Source organism: Streptomyces sp. NPDC107500, assembly GCF_055582785.1.
Window position 1 is genome coordinate 436433 of sequence record NZ_JBVJPF010000003.1, and the last position, 20214, is coordinate 456646.

Genomic DNA, 20214 nt, shown 5'->3' on the forward strand with positions numbered 1-20214 from the left:
AAGGCGGCGGAGGCCTTGGACAAGTCAGCAGCGCTGCACGACAGTTCCATGGTGCACTGAAGGGAATATGCGTGACTACCAGGCACTTCCACAGCGACCCAGGACGAACACAGGCTGAGCATCCTCGCAGCCGGGCCACCCTTCCCGTTCGGGCCGGTGCACCGTCAACGGGACTGGCAGCGCTGCAGGCCGACGCGGGCAATGCCGCAGTCGCCCAGATGCTCGGCCAGCCTGGTCACCCGCTCTCTGCGGGAACCACGATTCAGCGCGTCTCCAAGAAGAAGGCTCCCAAAAACTCGAAATCCAGCAGCGAGCCCGCACCGAAGAGCGACTACGAGCAGGCCCTGGACTACCTCGTTCAGCAATTCCCTTCCCTCGGGAAGTTGAGCGCCAACGCGGTGGAAGACATCCTGGCTGACGCAGGGGTCCACGCGGGCGGGGAGTTGGTCTATTCCCTTGCGGAGATCCGCGGCGGCGCTTGCAATGAAGACATCAGCGAGGAAATCCAGAAGAGTCAGTACGGGCCGCAGTTCGATGTGACCGGCGGCGGCAGCAGCGACTGGGCCGCCGGTTCGGTCAGTACCGCTCACAAGGAACTGAGGCAGCACAAGGACAACCAGTGGGGAAGCGACACCTCGCTCCACCACAAGCTCTCACGAAGCTGGCTTGCCGAACTGGCCAAGAAGGCAGAGGGTGACCCCGCCGCAAGGCCTTTCATCGATTTCGTGGATGAGATTCGTGGAGATCTCAACGGATCCACCGCGTCGCTCACGAAGGTCCTGCAGAACATACCCGCGAACTTGGAGTTCGGCCCTCTGGGAGAGCATCGGACAGATGATCCGGGAGCAGGTTTCGACTTCAACAGGACTGAGAGTGGCTCACTGACGCCTCGTTCGGCCCATCTCGAGAAGGCCGGGGAGATCGGCAACGCGGCGGCGATCGACTGGAAAAAGCTCGCGGATGCCCTCCGCGAGGCACAGAATCTCCACCGGTCGACAAACAACGGCGCATTGTTGTCCCCGCCCGACAAGGCCGGCTGGCAGGGGGCGGGCCATAAGTGGAACAAGCGTTGAATGTGACCGGGTAGTGCGCCCGCCCCCCGGGGTGCCTGGCTACTACTCCTGGTCCGCGGCGAAGACGTCGCCCATGGACGCGAACGCGCTGCCTTGGAGGTGCATCCCCTTCTTCTTGGTCATCGGGGAGAAGGCGCTGGTCTCGCCGTTCTGCATGTACGACTTGAGGTAGGCGGACTCGCCCTTCTTCTTTTCGTTCACCAGGTCGATCAGGGGCTGGTAGTCGGCCTGTGTGACGGCGTTCATGACGGCGAAACGGGTGGCCATACCAGCCGCTTGGTGGAGGCGCTGCATGGCGTCGCCCGCCTTCTTCTTGCCGTCCGCGTCGAGCGGGAACCGGGCGGGCACCGTCAGATTCACGACGGGGCCGGAGTCGCCCGACTGAGATATCTCCTTGCTGGAGCCGACGTTGAAGTTGACCGAGATCACCGTGTAGCCCTCTCCGGCCTTCGAGAGGAAGCCGGGGGAGCGCTGGCTCTCGTCGGTGATTCCGCCGGTGCCGCCGGAGGTGGGGTTGCCCCAGGCCTCCGCCGGGTTGCCCGTTCCCACACCGATGAACAGCAGGACCTTCTTCTCACTGGCCTGCGCCTTGGCCATGATGTCCTGGACCTTCTGGGCCGCCGCGGTGAGCAGCCCGACGTCGGTGTCGTCGAGCGCCCCGCCGAAGCCTGTCGACTCACCCGTGGGCGCGGCCTGCATGTTCCACTCCGCCCGCTGCACCGGCGGAGCGGCCGCCATGGGCCGCTGCCCGTCCGTCCTGGCAGCTGTCACCGCGCGAGCCACAGCCTCGTTCCCCGCATCGCGCTGCAGCCTCTGCAGGACGGTCGCGGGCCCGCCGGTCCTGGCCGACGGGCGGGCGGCCGTCGAGTGGGCGCGGGCCCGGTCAGCCGCGTGCGAGGGGTGTGCGTCACGGTGGTGCACGGCAATTCCTTCCACAAGGACGGTGGTTGAGGCCATCCTCCCCCCGTTCCCGGCGTCTTGGAAGGAGTTACGGGTGTGCCGGACGGTGCTCGCGGGCATTGACCACAGCCCCTTGCGCCCCTAGAAGAACTCCGACCACGGCTGGTCCCAGACCTGCTTCACGCACAGGACCAGGAACAGCAGCCCCGCGACCGTCAGCATGCCGTTGCTCAGCCAGCCGTTGCGCCACTCACGCGGGGTGCGGGCGGAGTTGAGGAGCCACAGGAGGGTCAGGGCGAGGAAGGGCATGAAGGCGGCGCCCAGGACGCCGTAGATGATGATCAGGCGGAAGGGCTCGTCCTGGAAGAGCAGGACGATGGGCGGGAAGGTGAGCCAGAGCAGGTACGCGCGGAACGCCCAGGAGCGTTCGCGGCGGCCGGAGGCCAGTTCGTCACCGCGTGCCTCGCGCTCGCCCCGCAGGCGCGCCAGGAAGTCGGCGAACATCAGGCTCACGCCGTGCCAGACGCCGATCAGGGAGGTGAAGGAGGTGGCGAAGAAGCCGATCAGGAAGAGCTTGCCCGTGGCCGTGCCGTACTGCTGCTCCAGGATGTCGCCGAGCTGGATCAGGCCCTTGTCGCCGCTCGCGATGGCGATGTTCGCCGAGTGCAGCAGTTCCGCGCCGACGAAGAGCATGGCGATGACGAAGATGCCCGTCGTGGCGTACGCGACCCGGTTGTCCAGGCGCATGACCTTCATCCAGCCGGTGTTGGTCCAGCCCTTGGCGTTGACCCAGTAGCCGTACGCGGCCAGCGTGATGGTGCCGCCCACGCCGCCGATCAGGCCGAGGGTGTTGAGGATCGAGTCCTTCTCGTCCGGGAGGACCGGGAGGAGGCCGGCGAAGGCGTCGCCGAGGTTGGGGGTGACGCGGATCGCCAGGTAGACGGTCACGACGAACATGACGCCCACCAGGACCGTCATGACCTTTTCGAAGACGTTGTACTTGTTGAACCAGACGAACACCAGGCCCACCAGACCGCAGGCGATGCCCCACCATTCGAGGTCCATCACGTCCGGGAAGAGGGCCTGGAGCGGCAGCGCGCTGGACGACATGGCGGCCGCGCCGTAGACGAAACCCCAGATCACGGCGTATATCGCGAAGAACCACGTGGTCCAGCGGCCGAGGCTCGCCCAGCCCTCGAAGAGCGTGGTCCCGGTGGACAGGTGCCAGCGGCCGCACGCCTCGGCCAGGGAGATCTTGACCAGGCAGCCGATGACCGCGGCCCACAGCAGCGTGTAGCCGAAGTTGCTGCCCGCGATCAGGGTGGCCACGAGGTCGCCGGCACCGACCCCGGTCGCCGCGACGACGATGCCGGGGCCGATGTAGCGCCAACTGGACTTACGCGGAGCCGAGTCGGTCCCGCCCGCCACGCCCGCGTCTCTGGTGTTGCCCGTGAGGTCCGCCATGAGGGTCAAGAAAGCCCATGGCCGCCGGTCGGACAAGAGGGCGTGCGCGGATCTTCACCCGATGCGCTTACTCCTCGGCTTCCGCCGGGGACTTTCCTTCGGGCTTCGCGTCGGACTTGGAGAGCGAGGCCGCGCCGGGCTTCTCGTCGGACTCCGCGTCCGGCTCCGCGTCCGCTGCCGCCTCGCCGTCCTCGAAGTACGCGTCCAGGACCTCGTCCAGGGCGGACTCCCACTCCGCGAAGCGGCCGCGGGAGTCCGCCTCGATCTCGATCGGGTACCAGCGCCGGTCCGGCGTGTGCACCGTGACGGTGAACCGCTTCCCGAAGCGTCCCGTCTCGGTCTCCACGGCGCCGACCTCGTCCCAGCGGAACTCGCAGGCCTGGTCGTCGAGGGAGAGGCGGACGCCCTTGTGGTCGGCGACGATCCGGGCGCGGCGGTCGGCGGCCTCGAAGACGGGGCCGTCCACCGGGGCCGCCTCCTCCTCCGGTTCCGCCAGGTCCTCGGCGGACTCCCGGGCGGACGGTACGGCGTCCTCGACGCCGTCCGTCTCCGGGTCCGCGTCCGCCTCGGCGTCCGCGTCCGGCTTCTCGCCTCTCACGTCCTCGGGCCCACCGGACACGGGCGCGGTGAGCCCGGGGATGAATGCCGGGTCGAATCCGGCGCCTTCCAGGGGCTGGCTGCTCGATCCTCTGCGCTGCTCCACAGCGGGCAGTATGGTCGACAAACCTGTGCCGGACACAGTCGGCCCCGACTTCGTTATCAGACGCCTACACACGCGCCTACACGAACAGGCTGAGAACCGCCGCGACCGCGAAGCCCGCCAGCGACAGCACGCTCTCCAGGACGGTCCACGTCTTCAGGGTGTCCCGTTCGCTGATGCCGAAGTACTTGGCGACCATCCAGAAGCCGCCGTCGTTGACGTGCGAGGCGAAGATCGAGCCCGCCGAGATGGCCATGATGACCAGCGCAACGAACGCCTGCGAGTGGTCGCCCTCCGCGAGCAGCGGCGCCACGATGCCCGCCGTCGTGACGATGGCCACGGTCGCCGAGCCCTGCGCGACCCGCAGCACCAGGGAGATCAGGTACGCGAGGACGATCACCGGGAGGCCGACGTCGTTGAAGGTGTCGGAGAGGGCCTGGGCGACGCCGCTGCCCTTGAGGACGGCACCGAACACCCCGCCCGCGCCGACGACCAGCAGGATGTTGCCGACCGGCTTCAGCGAGGCCGTCGACACGGTCTCCAGGGACTTGCGGGACCAGCCGCGCCGGATGCCGAGCAGGTAGTAGGCGAGGAAGAGCGCGATGGTCAGCGCCACGAACGGGTTGCCGAAGAACTCGATGACCGAGCGGAGCGTGGACGGGTCCAGGGCGATGGAGGAGAAGGTCGCGGCGAGGATCAGCACCAGCGGGGTGCCGATGATGCCGAGGACCGTGCCGAGCGCGACCGGGCTCTCGTGCGGCTCGACGCCGGACGCCCGCTGCTCGTCGATGACGGCCTGCTTGGCCTCGTCGGCGGCCTCGACCATGTCCTGCGGGACGGGCACGAAGATGCGGCGGCCGACCCAGGCGGAGAACACCCAGGCGGCGAGCACGGCGGGGATGCCGCAGACGATGCCCATGAGGATCACCCAGCCGAGGTCCACCTTCAGCAGCCCGGCGGCGGCGACCGGACCGGGGTGGGGCGGCAGGAACGCGTGGGTCATCGACAGGCCGGCCAGCAGCGGCAGGCAGTAGATCAGCACCGACTTGCCGGAGCGCTTGGCGGCGGCATAGACGATCGGCGCGAGGACGAAGATGCCGACGTCGAAGAAGACCGGGATGCCGAAGATGAGGCCGGTGAGGCCCATCGCGAGGGGGGCGCGCTTCTCGCCGAAGAGGCCGAGCAGGCGGGAGGCCAGCACCTGTGCGCCGCCGCTGACTTCGAGGATCGCGCCGAGCATGGTGCCCAGGCCGATGATGATGGCGACGTGTCCGAGGATGCCGCCCATGCCGGACTCGATGGTGGAGACGGCGTCGGACTTCTGGACGGTGCCGAAGAGTTCGGTGACCGAGAGGCCGGCCAGCAGGCCGACGGCTATGGAGACGGCGAGCAGCGCGACGAACGGCTGAAGCCGCACCTTGATGATCAGGAAGAGCAGCAGCACGATGCCGATCGCGGCGACGGTCAGCAGGCCCGCCGTGCCGTCGATCAGGGTGAGCAGACCGCCGGTGTGCGGTGGGGTCTCGGCGGCGGCGAGCTGGAGGGACACAGGGGGCATTCGGGGGTCCTCTGGCTAAACACATGGTGCTTTCGGGCAGGGCGGGGCGCGGCACGGCGCCCCCTGGGGACGGGGAGCGCCGTGCCGTGCGACAGGCGGTTCGGGAACGCGGAGGGCCGAGGGGAGGGTCAGCCCAGGACGGCGAGCGCGTCGATCTCGATCAGCAGGCCGGCGGGGAGGCCGACGTAGACGGTCGTGCGCGCGGCGGGCGGCTGGGTGAGGCCCTGCTCCGCGAAGTACGCGTTGTAGATCTCGTTCATCTCGGCGAAGTGGTCCACGTCCGTGAGGTAGACGCGGATCATCATCACGTCGTCCCAGGAGGAGCCGCCCTCCTCCAGGATCGCCTTGACGTTGGCGAGGGTCTGGAGGGTCTGCTCGCGCAGGGTCGGGCCGGCCGGGGTGGGGGCCTTGCCCTCCTCGTGGGGGAGGAAGCCGACCTGGCCGGCGACCTGGAGGATGTTGCCCTTGCGGACGCCGTGGGAGAACTTGGCCGGCGGGGTGGTGTGGGTGGCCGGGGTGAGGGCGATCTTGTCGGTCATGTGGTGACTTCCTTGACTGGGGTCCTGCCGGAGTACTCGCCGCTGATGGCGTCCGCCGTACGGCGCACCAGCGGGAGCAGGGTGAGGAGTTCGTCGGCGGTGACGACGACGTTCGGTGCGGAGACCGACATCGCGGCGACCACCCTGCCGTCGGCGCCCCGGATGGGGGCGGCTACGCAGTTGATGGACTCCTCGTGGCCACCGAGGTCGGTGGCCCAGCCCTGTTCGCGCACCTTGGCCAGCTCCTTGAGGAAGCCGTCGGCGTTCGGTGTGGAACGGGCCGTGTACATGGGGTAGTCGAGCTGCTCGACCACGGCTCGGCGCTCGTTCTCGGGGAGGTCGGCGAGGAGCAGTTTGGCCACGGCGGCGACGGTGATGGCGACGGGCTTGCCGATCCGGGAGTACATGCGGACCGGGTAGCGGCTCTCCACCTTGTCGATGTAGAGGACCTCGCCCTCCTCGTGGACGGCGAGATGGACGGTGTGTCCGACCTGCTCGTTGAGGCGTACGAGGTGGGGGTGGGCGATCTCCCGGACGTCGAGGTTCTCCATCGCCTCCTGGGCGAGGGAGATGAGCCGGGCGCCGAGGCGGTAGCGCTGGTCGGACTGGCGGTAGACGAAGCCGTGGTCGTGCAGGGTGCGCAGGAGGCGCAGCGCGGTGGACTTGTGCACGCCGAGGCGGTCGGCGACCCGGCCGAGGTCGGCGGGGCCCTCGGCGAGCAGCGGCAGGATGCTGAGCGCGCGGTCGACGGTCTGACTCATGGTGTGCGTGCCTCCTCGTCGGCCCTCTCGCCGGCCTGGGTCCAGCCGGGGCCGAGTCGCAGTCTCCCCCACGCCGCGTCGTCGAGGGCGGCGAGGCGGTCGGCGTGGTCGCGGGCGGGGGGCGTGGCGAGGTCGCCGGGGACGGTGAGGGCGGCGGCGGCCATGAGGTGGCCGTGGCGCAGCCGCTCGCGCACGGGCAGTCCGCGCAGGGTGGCGGAGAGGAACCCGGCGGCGAAGGCGTCGCCCGCGCCGACCGCGGCGACGACGTCGACGGTGAGGGCGGGGACGGAGGTGGCCTCCGTGCCGTGGAAGGCGGTGGCACCGGTCGCGCCCTGCTTGACGACGAGGACGGCGGGCTCGGGCAGCGCGGCGCGCACGGCCTCGGGGCCGCCGAGACCCCAGGCCTCGTCGTCGCCGACGAAGACGATGTCGGCGCCGCGGGCCAGTTCGAGCAGTACCTCGGGGGCCTCCCCGGACTCGCGCCACAGGCCCGGGCGGTGGTTGACGTCGAACGAGACGAGGGGTCCCCGGGCGCGACCGGGGTGCCGGGCGGTGAGTTCGCGCATCAGGCCGAGGCAGTCCGCGGAGAGCGCGGGCGTGATGCCGGACACGTGCAGGACGCGGCCGGAGCGGAGGGCGTCGAGGTCCATGGTGTGCACGGACATCGCGGAGGCCGCGGAGCCCGCCCGGTAGTACGCGACCTCGTGGGCGTCGGTGGCGCGGTCGCCGGCGGTGCGGAAGTAGATCCCGGTGGGGCGGCCGGGGTCCCGGCGGACGAGGGAGACGTCCACGCCCCAGGCGCCGATGGCCTCGACGAGGTGGTCGCCGAAGCCGTCGGCGCCGACCCGGCCGGCCCAGCGGGTGGTGTGCCCGGCTGCGGCGAGCACGCAGGCCACGTTGGACTCGGCGCCGCCGATGGCCCGGTCGAAGGAGGGGACGTCGGCGAGGCGCCCCGGCCGCGAGGGCAGGAAGGTGACCATGGACTCGCCGAGCGCGACGACGTCCACGACGTCGGGGGCGGTGCTGGTGGGTCCGGTGGCGGTCACGATGGTGGGGGCTCCCTTGCGGCTCTGTGGGTCTTCGGGGTCCGCGGGTCCGCGGCTCGCGCGGGCCTCTCGGGTCTCGGGGGATCCGTTGACCCCGCGTTGGCCGAGATGTTAGACACCAGTAAGCGACATACGCAATGACCGTTGCACACAATGCAACACTGCAACTCATGGAGGCTCCATGGCCCTCGACACCGGCACCGATGCCCTCGCCCGTCTGGCCGAGGAGCACGTCGACCACCGCTTCAAGGGCCTTCCGCCGGACGCCGACGGCCTGACCGTCGCGGAGCTGGCGGGCCGGCGCCGGAACCTCTTCACCGACGGCTTCGCCACCCCCGTGCTGGCCCTGTCCGCCGAGCGCCTGGAGCACAACCTCGCGCTGATGGAGACGTACGCGGCCCGGCACGGCCTCGCCTTCGCGCCGCACGGCAAGACCTCCATGGCCCCGCAGCTCTTCCACCGCCAGATCGAGCACGGCGCCTGGGGCATCACCCTGGCCGTGCCGCACCAGGTGCGGGTGGCGCGTGCCTTCGGCATCGGGCGGATCTTCCTCGCCAACGAGCTGGTCGACGCCGCCGCCCTGCGCTGGATCGCCGCCGAACTGGACGCCGACCCGGACTTCCGCTTCGTCTGCTACGTCGACTCCGTGCGCGGCGTCGAGCTGATGGACGCGGCGCTCACCGGTGCGGGGGCCGCCCGGCCGGTGGACGTCGTGGTCGAGCTGGCCGCCGGTGAGGGGGCCCGGACCGGGGCCCGCACCGAGGCGGACTGCGCGGCCGTCGCCGACGCGGTGGCCGCCACCCGGACCCTCCGGCTCGCGGGGGTAGCCGGGTACGAGGGCGAGGTGCCCGACGCCGACCCGGAGCGCGTGCACGCCTGGCTGCGGCGGCTGGTCGCGCTGGCGGCGGAGTTCGACAAGGCCGGACGGTTCGGCGCGGGCGGCCTGGACGAGATCGTGCTGAGCGCGGGCGGCAGCGCCTGGTTCGACGCGGTGGCCGACGTGTTCGCCGAGGTCCCCGGCCTGTCCCTGCCCGTACTGAAGCTCCTGCGCTCGGGCGCCTACGTCTCCCACGACGACGGGCACTACCGGGAGGTGACCCCCTTCAACCGCGTGCCCGCCGAGGGCGCCCTGGAGCCCGCGTTCCGGCTGTGGACCCAGGTGGTCTCCCGCCCCTCCCCCGAGCAGGCCTTCGCCAACGCGGGCAAGCGGGACGCGGCGTACGACCTCGACCTGCCGTTCGCCCAGGTGGTACGCCCCGCGGACGGCGGGCCCGAGCGCCCGGCCGCCGGCATCACGGTCACCGGCCTGTCCGACCAGCACGCGTGGCTGCGCACCGCCCCGGAGGCGGAGCTGGCGGTCGGGGACTGGCTGGGCCTGGGTCTGTCCCACCCCTGCACGTCGTTCGACAAGTGGCAGCTCATCCCGGTCGCCGAGGCGGACGGGACGGTCGTCGAGTACATCCGCACGTTCTTCTAGAAGCACGTTCTTTCAGGAAGGGACCGGGACATGGAAGAGCTGGTCATCCGGGACGCGGAGGTCGTGGACGGCTCCGGCGCCGCCTCCTACCGCGCCGACGTCGTGGTCGACGGCGGCCGCATCGTCTCGATCGTCAAGGAGGCGGCGGCCGCGGGCTGCCAGCGCCCCGAGGCGCGCCGCGAGCTGGACGCCGAGGGCCTGGTCCTCTCCCCCGGCTTCATCGACATGCACGCCCACAGCGACCTGGCGCTGCTGCGGGACCCCGACCACAGCGCCAAGGCCGCGCAGGGCGTCACCCTTGAGGTCATCGGCCAGGACGGGCTCTCGTACGCGCCGGTCGACGACCGCACCCTCGGCGAGGTGCGCCGCGCGATCGCCGGGTGGAACGGCCCCGGCGACGACATCGACTTCGACTGGCGGTCGGTGGGCGAGTACCTGGACCGGCTCGACCGGGGCATCGCGGTGAACGCGGCGTACCTGATCCCGCAGGGCACGGTCCGCGCCCTCGCGGTGGGCTGGGACGACCGGGACGCGACCGACGCCGAGCTGGAGCACATGCGGCGGCTGGTCGCCGAGGGCATGGAGCAGGGCGCGGTCGGCATGTCGTCCGGGCTGACGTACACGCCGGGCATGTACGCGAAGGACGCGGAGCTGACCGAGCTGTGCCGGGTGGTGGCGTCGTACGGCGGCTACTACTGCCCGCACCACCGCTCGTACGGGGCCGGGGCGCTCCAGGCGTACGAGGAGATGGTGGAGCTGACCCGGGAGGCGGACTGCCCGCTGCACCTGGCGCACGCCACCATGAACTTCGGCGTCAACAAGGGCAAGGCCCCCGAGCTGCTGACGCTGCTCGACGAGGCGCTGGCCGCCGGCGCCGACATCACGCTCGACACGTACCCCTACACCCCCGGCTGCACCACCCTCGTGGCGATGCTGCCGAGCTGGGCGAGCGAGGGCGGCCCGGAGCAGATCATGAAGCGGCTGTCGGACGACGACACCGCCGAACGCATCCGGCACCACATGGAGGAGATCGGCGCCGACGGCTGCCACGGCGTGCCCATCGAGTGGGACAGGATCGAGATCTCCGGCACCGGCGACCCGGCGCTCGGTGAGTACGTCGGCCGCACGGTCATGGAGTCGGCCACCGCGCGCGGCGAGGCCCCGTGGACGGTCGCCAGGAACCTGCTGCTGGCCGACCGGCTGGCCCCGACCATCCTCCAGCACGTCGGTCACGAGGAGAACGTGCGCGCGATCATGCGGCACCGCGTCCACACCGGCGGCTCGGACGGCATCCTCCAGGGCACCAAGCCCCACCCGCGCGCCTACGGCACCTTCCCGCACTACCTCGGCCACTACGTGCGCGAGCTGGGCGTGCTGTCCCTGGAGGAGTGCGTCGCCCACCTGACCTCGCGCCCGGCCGCCCGGCTGCGGCTGCCGGACCGGGGCCTGGTCCGCGAGGGGTACCGCGCGGACCTGGTGCTCTTCGACCCGGCGACCGTCGCGGCGGGCAGCACCTACGAGAACCCGCGCGTACTGCCGACCGGCATCCCGTACGTGCTGGTCGACGGACGGTTCGTGATGGCGGACGGCCGGCGTACGGACGTGCTGGCGGGGCGCTCGGTGCGGCGGAGTTCCCGGTGAGTGACCAAACCCGCCCATACCGACCGTCTCAAGTGGCGGATAACACGACCCATGGAACGTAACCGGGTCGTAAGCTCACGGACATGCAGGTGATCCAGTCGACCAAGCTCGCCAACGTCTGTTACGAGATCCGGGGCCCGGTGCTCGAGGAGGCGATGCGGCTGGAAGCGGCCGGGCACCGCATTCTCAAGCTGAACACGGGCAACCCGGCGGCCTTCGGTTTCGAGTGCCCGCCCGAGATCCTGGAGGACATCCTCCGCAACGTCTCGACGGCGCACGGCTACGGCGACGCGAAGGGTCTGCTGGCCGCCCGCCGCGCGGTCGTCATGCACAACCAGACCCTCGGCATCGAGACGGACGTCGAGCACGTCTTCATCGGCAACGGCGTCTCCGAGCTGATCGTGATGGCGATGCAGGGGCTGCTCGACGACGGCGACGAGGTCCTCGTCCCGGCGCCCGACTACCCCCTGTGGACGGCCGCCGTCTCGCTCTCCGGCGGCACGGCGGTCCACTACCGCTGCGACGAGCAGTCCGACTGGATGCCGGACCTCGCCGACGTGGAACGGAAGATCACCGACCGCACCAAGGCGCTCGTGATCATCAACCCGAACAACCCGACGGGCGCGGTCTACGACGAGGCGGTGCTGCGGGGCCTGACCGACATCGCGCGCCGGCACAACCTGCTGATCTGCTCCGACGAGATCTACGACAAGATCCTGTACGACGAGGCCACGCACACGCCGACCGCGGCGATCGCCCCCGACCTGCTGACCCTCACCTTCAACGGCATGTCGAAGGCGTACCGGGTGGCCGGCTACCGGGTCGGCTGGATGTCGATCTCCGGTCCGCGCGCGCACGCCGAGTCCTACATCGAGGGCCTGACGGTGCTGGCGAACATGCGGCTGTGCGCCAACATGCCGGGGCAGCACGGCGTGGTCGCGGCGCTCAGCGGGCGGCAGACCATCAACGAGCTGGTGCTGCCGGGCGGGCGGCTGCGTGAGCAGCGGGACGCGGCGCACGCGGCGCTGACCAGCATTCCCGGCGTGACCTGCGTGAAGCCGAAGGGCGCGCTGTACCTCTTCCCGCGGCTCGACCCCAAGGTCTTCAAGATCAAGGACGACCGGCGGATGGTCCTGGACCTGCTGCGGCAGGAGAAGATCATGGTCGTCCAGGGCACCGGCTTCAACTGGCCCGAGCCGGACCACTTCCGGGTGGTGACGCTGCCCACGGCCGGCGACCTGCGCGAGGCCGTGGACCGGATCGGCAACTTCCTGGAGGGCTACAGCCAGCCCTGAGCCCAGCCAGATCCTGAACTCTCTCAACTTTAGATTGGTTCCAATGTAGGATGGCTTCCTGGAGCAAACAGGAGGCCGTCCCATGTACGAAGCGATCCGCAGCAAGTCGGTCCACAGCACGGCGGCCGGCACCACCTCCGACTTCCCGCACCGGTCCCGGGAGGAAGAGCTGGACATCCAGCTCGCCGGCCATCTCGCGGCCCTGCTCGCCGTCACGGACGAGCTGCGCGCGCTGACCCCCGACGCCGACCTGGACGCCGCGGCCGAGCGGCTCGCCGGGCAGGTGGCCCGGCTGCGCGGCGGCCGGGCGCCGGTCCGCGTGCCGGTGACCGCCGCCCACCCCGAGCCGCACCCGCCGGCCCTGCACCGCCGCGCGCACACGCTGGCGGGCCGTGCCCTGGTGGTGGCGGCCTCCCGCGCCGACACGGCGGCCGCGATCCTGACCGCCGAGCGCATGGACGTACACGCCGCCGCCCTCGCCCCGCGGTACGCGTCGGCCTCGTGACGTACGCCGATGGACGGAGCCCTCGTACGCCGAAGGGCCGGGTCCATCGCACGCCATTGTGCGGGGACCCGGCCCGAGCGGGGTGTCCGCCCGGCTCCAGGACATCGAGCTACAGGAGCGGGCAGAACCCCATCGCGGCCGGCTTTCGTGACGACTTCACTGGTCAGGGCTAGCCGAACCGGCCGCGAAGCAGAAGAGGCGGAAGATCAGCCCAGGCGCTGCACCAGGGCCCGGTACTGGTCCCACAGCTCGGTGGGCGTGTGGTCGCCGAAGGTGTTGAGGTGCTCGGGCACCAGCGCCGCCTCCTCGCGCCACACCTCCTTGTCGACGCTGAGCAGGAACTCCAGGTCGGCGTCGGGGAGGTCGAGGCCCTCGGTGTCGAGGGAGCCCTTGGCCGGCAGCACGCCGATCGGCGTCTCGACGCCCTCCGCGCGGCCCTCCAGACGCTCCACGATCCACTTCAGGACGCGGCCGTTCTCACCGAAGCCGGGCCAGACGAACCGGCCCTCGTCGTCCTTGCGGAACCAGTTGACGTAGTAGATCTTCGGCAGCTTGGACTGGTCCTTGTCCTTGGCCACGTCGATCCAGTGCCCCATGTAGTCGCCCATGTTGTAGCCGCAGAACGGCAGCATGGCGAAGGGGTCGCGGCGCAGCTCGCCGACCTTGCCCTCGGCGGCGGCGGTCTTCTCGGAGGCCACGTTGGCGCCGAGGAAGACGCCGTGGTTCCAGTCGAAGGACTCGGTCACCAGCGGTACGGCGGTGGCGCGGCGCCCGCCGAAGAGGATCGCCGAGATCGGCACGCCCCTGGGGTCCTCCCACTCCGGCGCGATGATCGGGCACTGCGCGGCGGGGGTGGTGAAGCGGGCGTTGGGGTGCGCGGCCGGGGTGCCCGACTCGGGCGTCCAGTCGTTGCCCTTCCAGTCCGTCAGGTGGGCGGGCGTCTCCTCGGTCATGCCCTCCCACCAGACGTCGCCGTCGTCGGTGAGCGCGACGTTGGTGAAGACGGAGTTGCCCCACAGGGTCTTCATCGCGTTGGCGTTGGTGTGCTCACCCGTGCCGGGTGCGACGCCGAAGAAGCCGGCCTCGGGGTTGATGGCGTACAGGCGGCCGTCCTCGCCGAAGCGCATCCAGGCGATGTCGTCGCCGATCGTCTCGACCGTCCAGCCGGAGATCGTGGGCTCCAGCATGGCGAGGTTGGTCTTGCCGCAGGCGGACGGGAAGGCGGCGGCGACGTACTTGGGCTCGCCGGTGGGCGGGGTCAGCTTCAGCACCAGCATGTGCTCGGCCAGCCAGCCCTCGTCGCGGGCCATGACGGAGGCGATGCGCAGGGCGTAGCACTTCTTGCCGAGCAGGGCGTTGCCGCCGTAGCCGGAGCCGTAGGACCAGATCTCGCGGTCCTCGGGGAAGTGCGAGATGTACTTGGTGCTGTTGCAGGGCCAGGGCACGTCCTTCTCGCCCTCGGCCAGGGGGGCGCCCAGGGTGTGCACGGCCTTGACGAAGAAGCCCTCCGCGCCCAGTTCGTCCAGGACCGGCTGTCCCATGCGGGTCATGGTGCGCATGGAGGCCGCGACGTACGCGGAGTCGGTGATCTCCACGCCGAGCGCGGAGAGCGGGGAGCCGAGGGGGCCCATGCAGAAGGGCACGACGTACATGGTGCGGCCGCGCATCGAGCCGCGGAACAGCCCCTTCTCACCGCTGAAGATCTCCCGCATCTCGGCGGGGTCCTTCCAGTGGTTGGTGGGGCCGGCGTCCTCCTCCTTGGCGGAGCAGATGAAGGTCCGGTCCTCGACGCGCGCGACGTCGGAGGGGTCGGAGGCGGCGTAGTAGGAGTTCGGCCGCTTGATGGGGTCGAGTTTGCGGAAGGTGCCCTTCGCCACGAGCTCCCCGCACAGGCGCTCGTACTCGGCCTCGGATCCGTCACACCAGACCACGTCGTCCGGCTGGGTCAGTTCGGCGATCTCGTTCACCCACGAGATCAGCTCCTGGTGGTTGGTGGGGACGGGGGGAGCAGCGATGTCGCGCGCCACGATTGCTCCTAGTTGAGGGGTTTGTGGTTGGAGGCCCCTTGGGGGCTGCGACCCGGACGCGTGACGTTGACCTCGTGGGCGCTCATCCGGTGTCGACCGCACTCATTTGATCATCCGACGCGAGCGCCCATCTGTCCAGAGGGCGTCACACTTGAGCGGAGTGAGGATCGCCACGTGCACGCGGCGGGGATGCGGGGCAGGGAGGCCCGTGAGACGATGGCCACTCGCCGTTCGTCATACGTCCGTACTGATACGTAACTTACGGAACCGTAGGTACGATGCGCTCATGACTGCGTCCGTCCCCGACGAGCCCAGGGACACGCCGGCCGACGGCCGCGGCCCTGTGGCGATCTCCCTGCCGCATCCGGTCAAGCCCAAGCTGCGCGGCTGGCTGCACCTGGCCATGTTCCCCGCCGTGCTGGTCGCGGGCCTCGTGCTCACCGCCCTCGCCGAGTCGACCCAGGCCCGTGTCGCCTGCGGGATCTACATCCTGACGGCCTGTCTGCTCTTCGGCGTCAGCGCGCTCTACCACCGGGGCAACTGGAGCCCCCGCATGGACGGCGTGCTGCGGCGCCTGGACCACGCCAACATCTTCCTGATCATCGCGGGCACGTACACCCCGCTCACGATGCTGCTGCTGCCCGGCGCCCAGGGCGAGTGGCTGCTCTGGGGCATCTGGGCCGCCGCGGCCGCGGGCATCGTCTTCCGCGTCTTCTGGGTCGGCGCCCCACGCTGGCTCTACACCCCGTGCTACCTCGCCATGGGCTGGGCGGCCGTCTTCTACCTGCCCGAGTTCATGCGGGCCGGCGGCATCGCCGTCCTCGTCCTGGTGATCGCGGGCGGCCTGCTCTACAGCGCCGGCGGCGTGATCTACGGCCTCAAGCGCCCCAACCCGTCCCCCCGCTGGTTCGGCTTCCACGAGGTCTTCCACTCGTTCACCCTGGCCGCGTTCATCGCCCACTACGTGGGGATCTCGCTGGTCGCCTACTAGGCGGCCGGCGGCACGAGGAAGGCCACCGGGTGAACGGTCCCGAGATCCACGTCGAGTTCCCTCCCGAACTGCACCTGTTCGTACCGCGCGCCCGCCCCACCGGCGTCGCCCGCGCCACCGCCGACGGCGTCTCCACCCTCGGGCACGTCGTCGAGTCCCTCGGCGTCCCGCTGACCGAGGTCGGCGCCCTCCTCGTCGACGGCCGCGAGGTCCCGCCCGGACACGTCCCCGCGGGCGGCGAGTCGGTGCGCGTACGGGCCGTCGCGCACCCCCAGGAGGTACCCGGCGCTCCCCTGCGCTTCCTGCTCGACGTCCACCTCGGCACGCTCGCCCGCCGGCTGCGGCTGCTCGGCGTGGACACGGCGTACCAGTCGGCGGACCTCGGCGACCCGGCCCTCGCCTCCCTCTCGGCGGCCGAGCGGCGGGTCATGCTCAGCCGCGACCGGGGCCTGCTGCGCCGCCGCGAGCTGTGGGCCGGGGCCTACGTCTACAGCACCCGCCCCGAGGAACAGCTCCGTGAGGTCCTGACCCGGTTCCGGCCCGAGCTGCGCCCGTGGACCCGGTGCACCGCGTGCAACGGCCCCCTGGCGCCGGCCACCAAGGCCGAGGTGGCCGACCAGCTCAAGGGCGGCACCGAGCGGTCGTACGACGTGTTCGCCCGGTGCGGCGACTGCGGCCGCGCGTACTGGAAGGGCGCCCACCACGACCAGCTGGAGGCGATCGTGGCACGGGCCCTCGCGGACGCCGGGCGGGACGGGGCCTAGCGAGGACGCCGGTCGCCGCGGCGCCTTCGCGGGAGGTAGACCAGCGCCTCCGTGCCGGCGAAGCGCAGGACGAAGGTGATGACCAGGGCCAGGGCGGTGGCCGGCAGTACGGCGAGGCCGAACTGGCCGACGAGCAGGGCGATCAGCGGGATGCGCAGCACCAGGTCGGCGTTGGCGATCAGGGTGAAGCGCAGGGTGCGGTCGGCCCAGTGCCGGTGCGCTCGCCGGTCGTGGAAGAGCAGCCGCTCCAGCAGCAGGAAGTTCCAGGCCACGCCGAACTGGTTGGCGACGATCTCGGCCGGCAGGTAGTGCAGCCCGGCCGACGTCAGCGCCCACAGGGCGGCCAGGTTGGGCACGAAGCCGCTCAGCCCGATCAGCCCGAACACGATCATGCGGGCCATCGGCGCGACGGTGCGCAGCCCGACCAGGTGGCGCAGGAAGCGCAGCCCTTCCCGCGCGGTGGACTTGGACTCCCCGGCGAACCGCTCCTCGAAGACGAACGGCACCTCGGCGACCGTACCGGGGCGGTCGCGGACGGCCAGTTCCAACAGGATCTTGTACCCGAGCGGCTTGAGCGCGTCCACGGTGACCTCGGCGCGGCGGATCGCGAAGAAGCCGCTCATCGGGTCGCTGATGCCGCGCAGCCGGCGCGGGAAGAGCGCCTTGGTCAGCCAGGTCGCCGCCCGTGAGACCGCCACCCGGTAGCCGCCGGCCAGGCCCGCGCGGCTGCCGCCCGGCGTGTAGCGGGAGGCGACGACGAGCCCGGCCTTCGTCCGCTCGCCGGTGGCGACCAGTTCCGGCACGAGCGAGGGCGGGTGCTGGCAGTCGCCGTCCATGACGACGATCCAGTCCGCCCCGGCCGCCCGCATGCCCTCGACGACGGCGCCGCCCAGCCCGCCGGCCGGCTCGTCCCGGTGCAGCACGGTGACCGGGAAGGGGCAGTCCGGCGCCGCCGCGCGGATCACGTCCGGGGTGTCGTCGGTGGAGTCGTCCACGAAGACGACCTCGCAGGGCAGCCGGGCCGGCACCGACTCGGCCGTCCGCCGCAGCAGCTGCCGTATGTTCCCCGACTCGTTGAAGGTCGGTACGACGATGGTGACGGCGGCCGGCTCGGGCGGCACCGCGGGCGGCTCGGAGGGACGTACGGCCGGACGGCCCAACGCGCCGGGGACGGTGGACTCGTGGCTCATCGGGCGGCTCCGGAGGGCTGGGTTCGGCGGATCTCGATGCGGTCCGCACCGATGCCGAAGACGGCGGCCGGAGCCGAAAGGTTCATGGCGGACGCGACGCCGGGCGGATCGGCCCGCCCCGCCGCGGGCCCGGACGCGTCCGCCCGCCACCCTTCGTCTACCCCCGTACGAGCCGCCTCAGCCGTTCAACGCGGCCCGCAGCCGCTCCGGATCGGTCGTCGGCGCGTCACAGGTGAAGTTCCGGCAGACGTACGCGGCCGCCGCCCCGCCGACCAGCGGCCGGTCGGCCAGCAGCGGGAACTCGTCACTGCCCTCCGCGCCGAAGGCGACGACCGCTCCCGGCGCCGTCCCCAGCAGCGCCGTCCGGTGCAGTCCGCGCGCGGCGGCGTCGGCGGCGTCCGGTCCGACGACGGCGACCTCGCGCGGCCCGTCGAGCAGCGCCTCGGCTGCGGCCAGGCCCCAGCCGATGAAGCGCGGGACCCGCGGGCCGAGCGCCTTCACCACGCCGAGGGCGTGCTCGGCGGCGGTGCGGTGCGGCTCGGAACCGGTGTGGGCGGCGTAGGAGAGCAGGGCGTTCGCGGCTGCGCTCCAGCCCGACGGCGTCGCGTTGTCGGTGGGGTCCTGCGGGCGGCGGATCAGGTGCTCCGCGTCGGACGCCGTGTCGTACAGCGAGCCGGAGGCGTCGGTGAAGCGGGTGAGGACGTGGTCGAGCAGGAACCCGGCGAAGTCCAGCCAGACGCCCTCCCCGGTGACCGAGGCCAGCGCGAGGAAGCCCTCCGCCACGTCGGCGTAGTCCTCCAGCACCCCGGCGTTGGCACCGGCCCGGCCGTCCTTGCTGGTGCGGGTGAGCCTGACCTGCTCGTCGAGGTGCAGCCGGACCAGCAGGTCGGCGGCGGCGACGGCGGCCTCCACCAGGTCGGGGCGCTCGAAGTAGGCGCCGGTCTCCGCGAGCGCGGCGATCGCGAGGCCGTTCCAGGCGGCGACCACCTTGTCGTCCCGGCCGGGGGCGGACCGGCCGTCCCGCGCGGCCAGCAGCCGCTCCCGCACCGAGGCGATCCGCGCGGCGTCAAAGACGCCCTCCTGCTGCGGCAGTTGCAGCACGGACGCGCCGTGCTCGAAGGTGCCCTCCTCGGTCACGCCGAAGTACTGGGCGGCGAGTCCGGCGTCCTCGGCACCGAGCACCTCGGTGAGCTGCGCGGGCGTCCACACGTAGTACGCGCCCTCGACGTGCCGGCCCGTGCCGTCGTCGCTGTCGGCGTCGAGCGCCGAGGCGAAACCCCCCTCGGCGGTGCGCAGTTCGCGCACCATGAAGTCCGCGGTCTCCAGGGCGACGCGGCGGGCGAGGTCCGAGCCGGTGGCACGCCAGAGGTGGGCGTACACGCGGCACAGCAGCGCGTTGTCGTAGAGCATCTTCTCGAAGTGCGGCACGACCCACTCGCGGTCCACGGAGTAGCGGGCGAAGCCGCCGCCCAGCTGGTCGTAGATGCCGCCGCGGGCCATCCGCTCGCAGGTGTCCCGCGCCATCTGCAACGCGCCCTCGGCGCCGGAGCGGGCGTGGTGGCGCAGCAGGAACTCGACGGCCATGGACGGCGGGAACTTCGGCGCCCCGCCGAAGCCGCCGCGCTGCTCGTCGTACTCCCGGGTCAGCCCGAGCAGCGCCTGCCCGAGCTGCTCCTCGCCGGGCGCCTGCGCGTCGCCGTAGGAGATGTCCCGCCCGGCGAGGTCGCGCACGATCTTCCCGGCGACCTCGGTGACCTCGTCCCGCCGCTCCGCCCAGGCCTGCTGGACGCCCTGGAGCACCTGACGGAAGGACGGCATGCCGTGCCGGGGCTCGGGCGGGAAGTAGGTGCCGAAGTAGAAGGGCTCCGCGTCCGGCGTGAGGAAGACGGTCATGGGCCAGCCGCCCTGCCCGGTCGCCGCCTGCACGGCCTCCATGTAGACGGCGTCCACGTCGGGCCGCTCCTCGCGATCGACCTTGACGCTCACGAAGTGCGAGTTGAGGTATGTGGCGGTGGCCTCGTCCTCGAAGGACTCGTGCGCCATCACGTGGCACCAGTGGCACGCGGAGTAGCCGACGCTCAGCAGCACCGGCACGTCCCGCCGTCTCGCCTCCGCCATCGCCTCCTCTCCCCATGGCCACCAGTCCACCGGGTTGTCGGCGTGCTGGAGCAGATAGGGCGACTGGGAATCAGCCAGGCGATTCATACCCGTCATCGTCGCATGATCGGGGAGTCCGGCCCAGGACGCGAGATCGACTTCCGCGGACGGAACCGTTCGGTCGTG

17 protein-coding genes are annotated in these 20214 nt (G+C 71.2%); 7 read left to right on the top strand and 10 right to left on the bottom strand.

Going from position 1 to position 20214, the window contains the following annotated elements; translation table 11 throughout:
• Window positions 1-71: 71 nt before the first annotated feature.
• Window positions 72-1073 carry a hypothetical protein gene (locus ACZ67M_RS13575; protein ID WP_469850950.1) on the top strand — a complete coding sequence of 334 codons (1002 nt, stop codon included), beginning with the start codon at window positions 72-74 and terminating at the stop codon, window positions 1071-1073.
• A gap of 42 nt (window positions 1074-1115) precedes the next feature.
• Here the strand turns inward: ACZ67M_RS13575 and ACZ67M_RS13580 are convergent, their stop codons facing one another.
• The 7 genes from ACZ67M_RS13580 to ACZ67M_RS13610 form a co-directional block, all read right to left on the bottom strand.
• On the bottom strand, window positions 1116-1844 hold the full coding sequence (locus tag ACZ67M_RS13580) for a hypothetical protein (RefSeq protein WP_361352331.1): 729 nt from the start codon (window positions 1842-1844) through the stop codon (window positions 1116-1118).
• 270 nt (window positions 1845-2114) lie between these two features.
• A complete protein-coding gene (locus ACZ67M_RS13585) occupies window positions 2115-3437 on the bottom strand; it encodes an Nramp family divalent metal transporter (RefSeq protein ID WP_392010283.1) in 1323 nt (440 codons plus the stop codon).
• Window positions 3438-3504: 67 nt separating this feature from the next.
• Window positions 3505-4140 carry a hypothetical protein gene (locus tag ACZ67M_RS13590; RefSeq protein WP_469850952.1) on the bottom strand — a complete coding sequence of 212 codons (636 nt, stop codon included), beginning with the start codon at window positions 4138-4140 and terminating at the stop codon, window positions 3505-3507.
• A gap of 76 nt (window positions 4141-4216) precedes the next feature.
• Window positions 4217-5695, bottom strand: coding sequence for a GntP family permease (locus ACZ67M_RS13595; RefSeq protein ID WP_385801842.1), 1479 nt, complete (start codon window positions 5693-5695; stop codon window positions 4217-4219).
• Between the two features lie 128 nt (window positions 5696-5823).
• Window positions 5824-6234, bottom strand: coding sequence for a RidA family protein (locus tag ACZ67M_RS13600; RefSeq protein ID WP_064729579.1), 411 nt, complete (start codon window positions 6232-6234; stop codon window positions 5824-5826).
• Window positions 6231-6995 (bottom strand): IclR family transcriptional regulator, encoded by a 765-nt coding sequence (locus tag ACZ67M_RS13605; RefSeq protein WP_122615976.1) that lies wholly within the window; start codon window positions 6993-6995, stop codon window positions 6231-6233. The genes ACZ67M_RS13600 and ACZ67M_RS13605 overlap by 4 nt, the downstream gene beginning before the upstream one ends.
• Complete coding sequence (locus tag ACZ67M_RS13610) at window positions 6992-8041, bottom strand: sugar kinase (protein WP_392099333.1); 1050 nt, start codon at window positions 8039-8041, stop codon at window positions 6992-6994. The genes ACZ67M_RS13605 and ACZ67M_RS13610 overlap by 4 nt, the downstream gene beginning before the upstream one ends.
• Window positions 8042-8222: 181 nt before the next feature.
• Here ACZ67M_RS13610 and ACZ67M_RS13615 point away from each other — a divergent pair, with 181 nt between their 5' ends.
• From ACZ67M_RS13615 to ACZ67M_RS13630, 4 genes are all read left to right on the top strand, one after another.
• Window positions 8223-9518 (top strand): amino acid deaminase, encoded by a 1296-nt coding sequence (locus ACZ67M_RS13615; RefSeq protein WP_361352349.1) that lies wholly within the window; start codon window positions 8223-8225, stop codon window positions 9516-9518.
• Window positions 9519-9548: 30 nt separating this feature from the next.
• Entirely contained in the window at window positions 9549-11159 is a 1611-nt protein-coding gene (locus ACZ67M_RS13620) for an N-acyl-D-amino-acid deacylase family protein (protein ID WP_469850955.1), read from the top strand.
• Between the two features lie 83 nt (window positions 11160-11242).
• Window positions 11243-12454 (top strand): pyridoxal phosphate-dependent aminotransferase, encoded by a 1212-nt coding sequence (locus ACZ67M_RS13625; protein ID WP_361352355.1) that lies wholly within the window; start codon window positions 11243-11245, stop codon window positions 12452-12454.
• A gap of 82 nt (window positions 12455-12536) precedes the next feature.
• Window positions 12537-12959, top strand: coding sequence for an SCO4983 family protein (locus ACZ67M_RS13630; protein WP_361352358.1), 423 nt, complete (start codon window positions 12537-12539; stop codon window positions 12957-12959).
• A 206-nt stretch (window positions 12960-13165) separates the two neighbouring features.
• Here the strand turns inward: ACZ67M_RS13630 and ACZ67M_RS13635 are convergent, their stop codons facing one another.
• On the bottom strand, window positions 13166-14986 hold the full coding sequence (locus ACZ67M_RS13635) for a phosphoenolpyruvate carboxykinase (GTP) (protein ID WP_392234609.1): 1821 nt from the start codon (window positions 14984-14986) through the stop codon (window positions 13166-13168).
• Window positions 14987-15272: 286 nt separating this feature from the next.
• On the opposite strand from ACZ67M_RS13635, the gene trhA reads away from it, so the two are divergent.
• Window positions 15273-15977, top strand: a complete 705-nt coding sequence (gene trhA / locus ACZ67M_RS13640) for a PAQR family membrane homeostasis protein TrhA (RefSeq protein ID WP_161330620.1) — start codon at window positions 15273-15275, stop codon at window positions 15975-15977.
• Between the two features lie 29 nt (window positions 15978-16006).
• Entirely contained in the window at window positions 16007-16741 is a 735-nt protein-coding gene (locus ACZ67M_RS13645) for a Mut7-C RNAse domain-containing protein (protein WP_469850957.1), read from the top strand.
• On the opposite strand, the gene ACZ67M_RS13650 is transcribed toward ACZ67M_RS13645, so the two are convergent.
• Both ACZ67M_RS13650 and ACZ67M_RS13655 read right to left on the bottom strand, forming a co-directional pair.
• Window positions 16738-17931 (bottom strand): glycosyltransferase, encoded by a 1194-nt coding sequence (locus tag ACZ67M_RS13650; RefSeq protein ID WP_469850959.1) that lies wholly within the window; start codon window positions 17929-17931, stop codon window positions 16738-16740. The genes ACZ67M_RS13645 and ACZ67M_RS13650 overlap by 4 nt on opposite strands.
• 177 nt (window positions 17932-18108) lie before the next feature.
• Complete coding sequence (locus tag ACZ67M_RS13655; protein ID WP_469850961.1) at window positions 18109-20136, bottom strand: thioredoxin domain-containing protein; 2028 nt, start codon at window positions 20134-20136, stop codon at window positions 18109-18111.
• Window positions 20137-20214 lie beyond the last annotated feature (78 nt).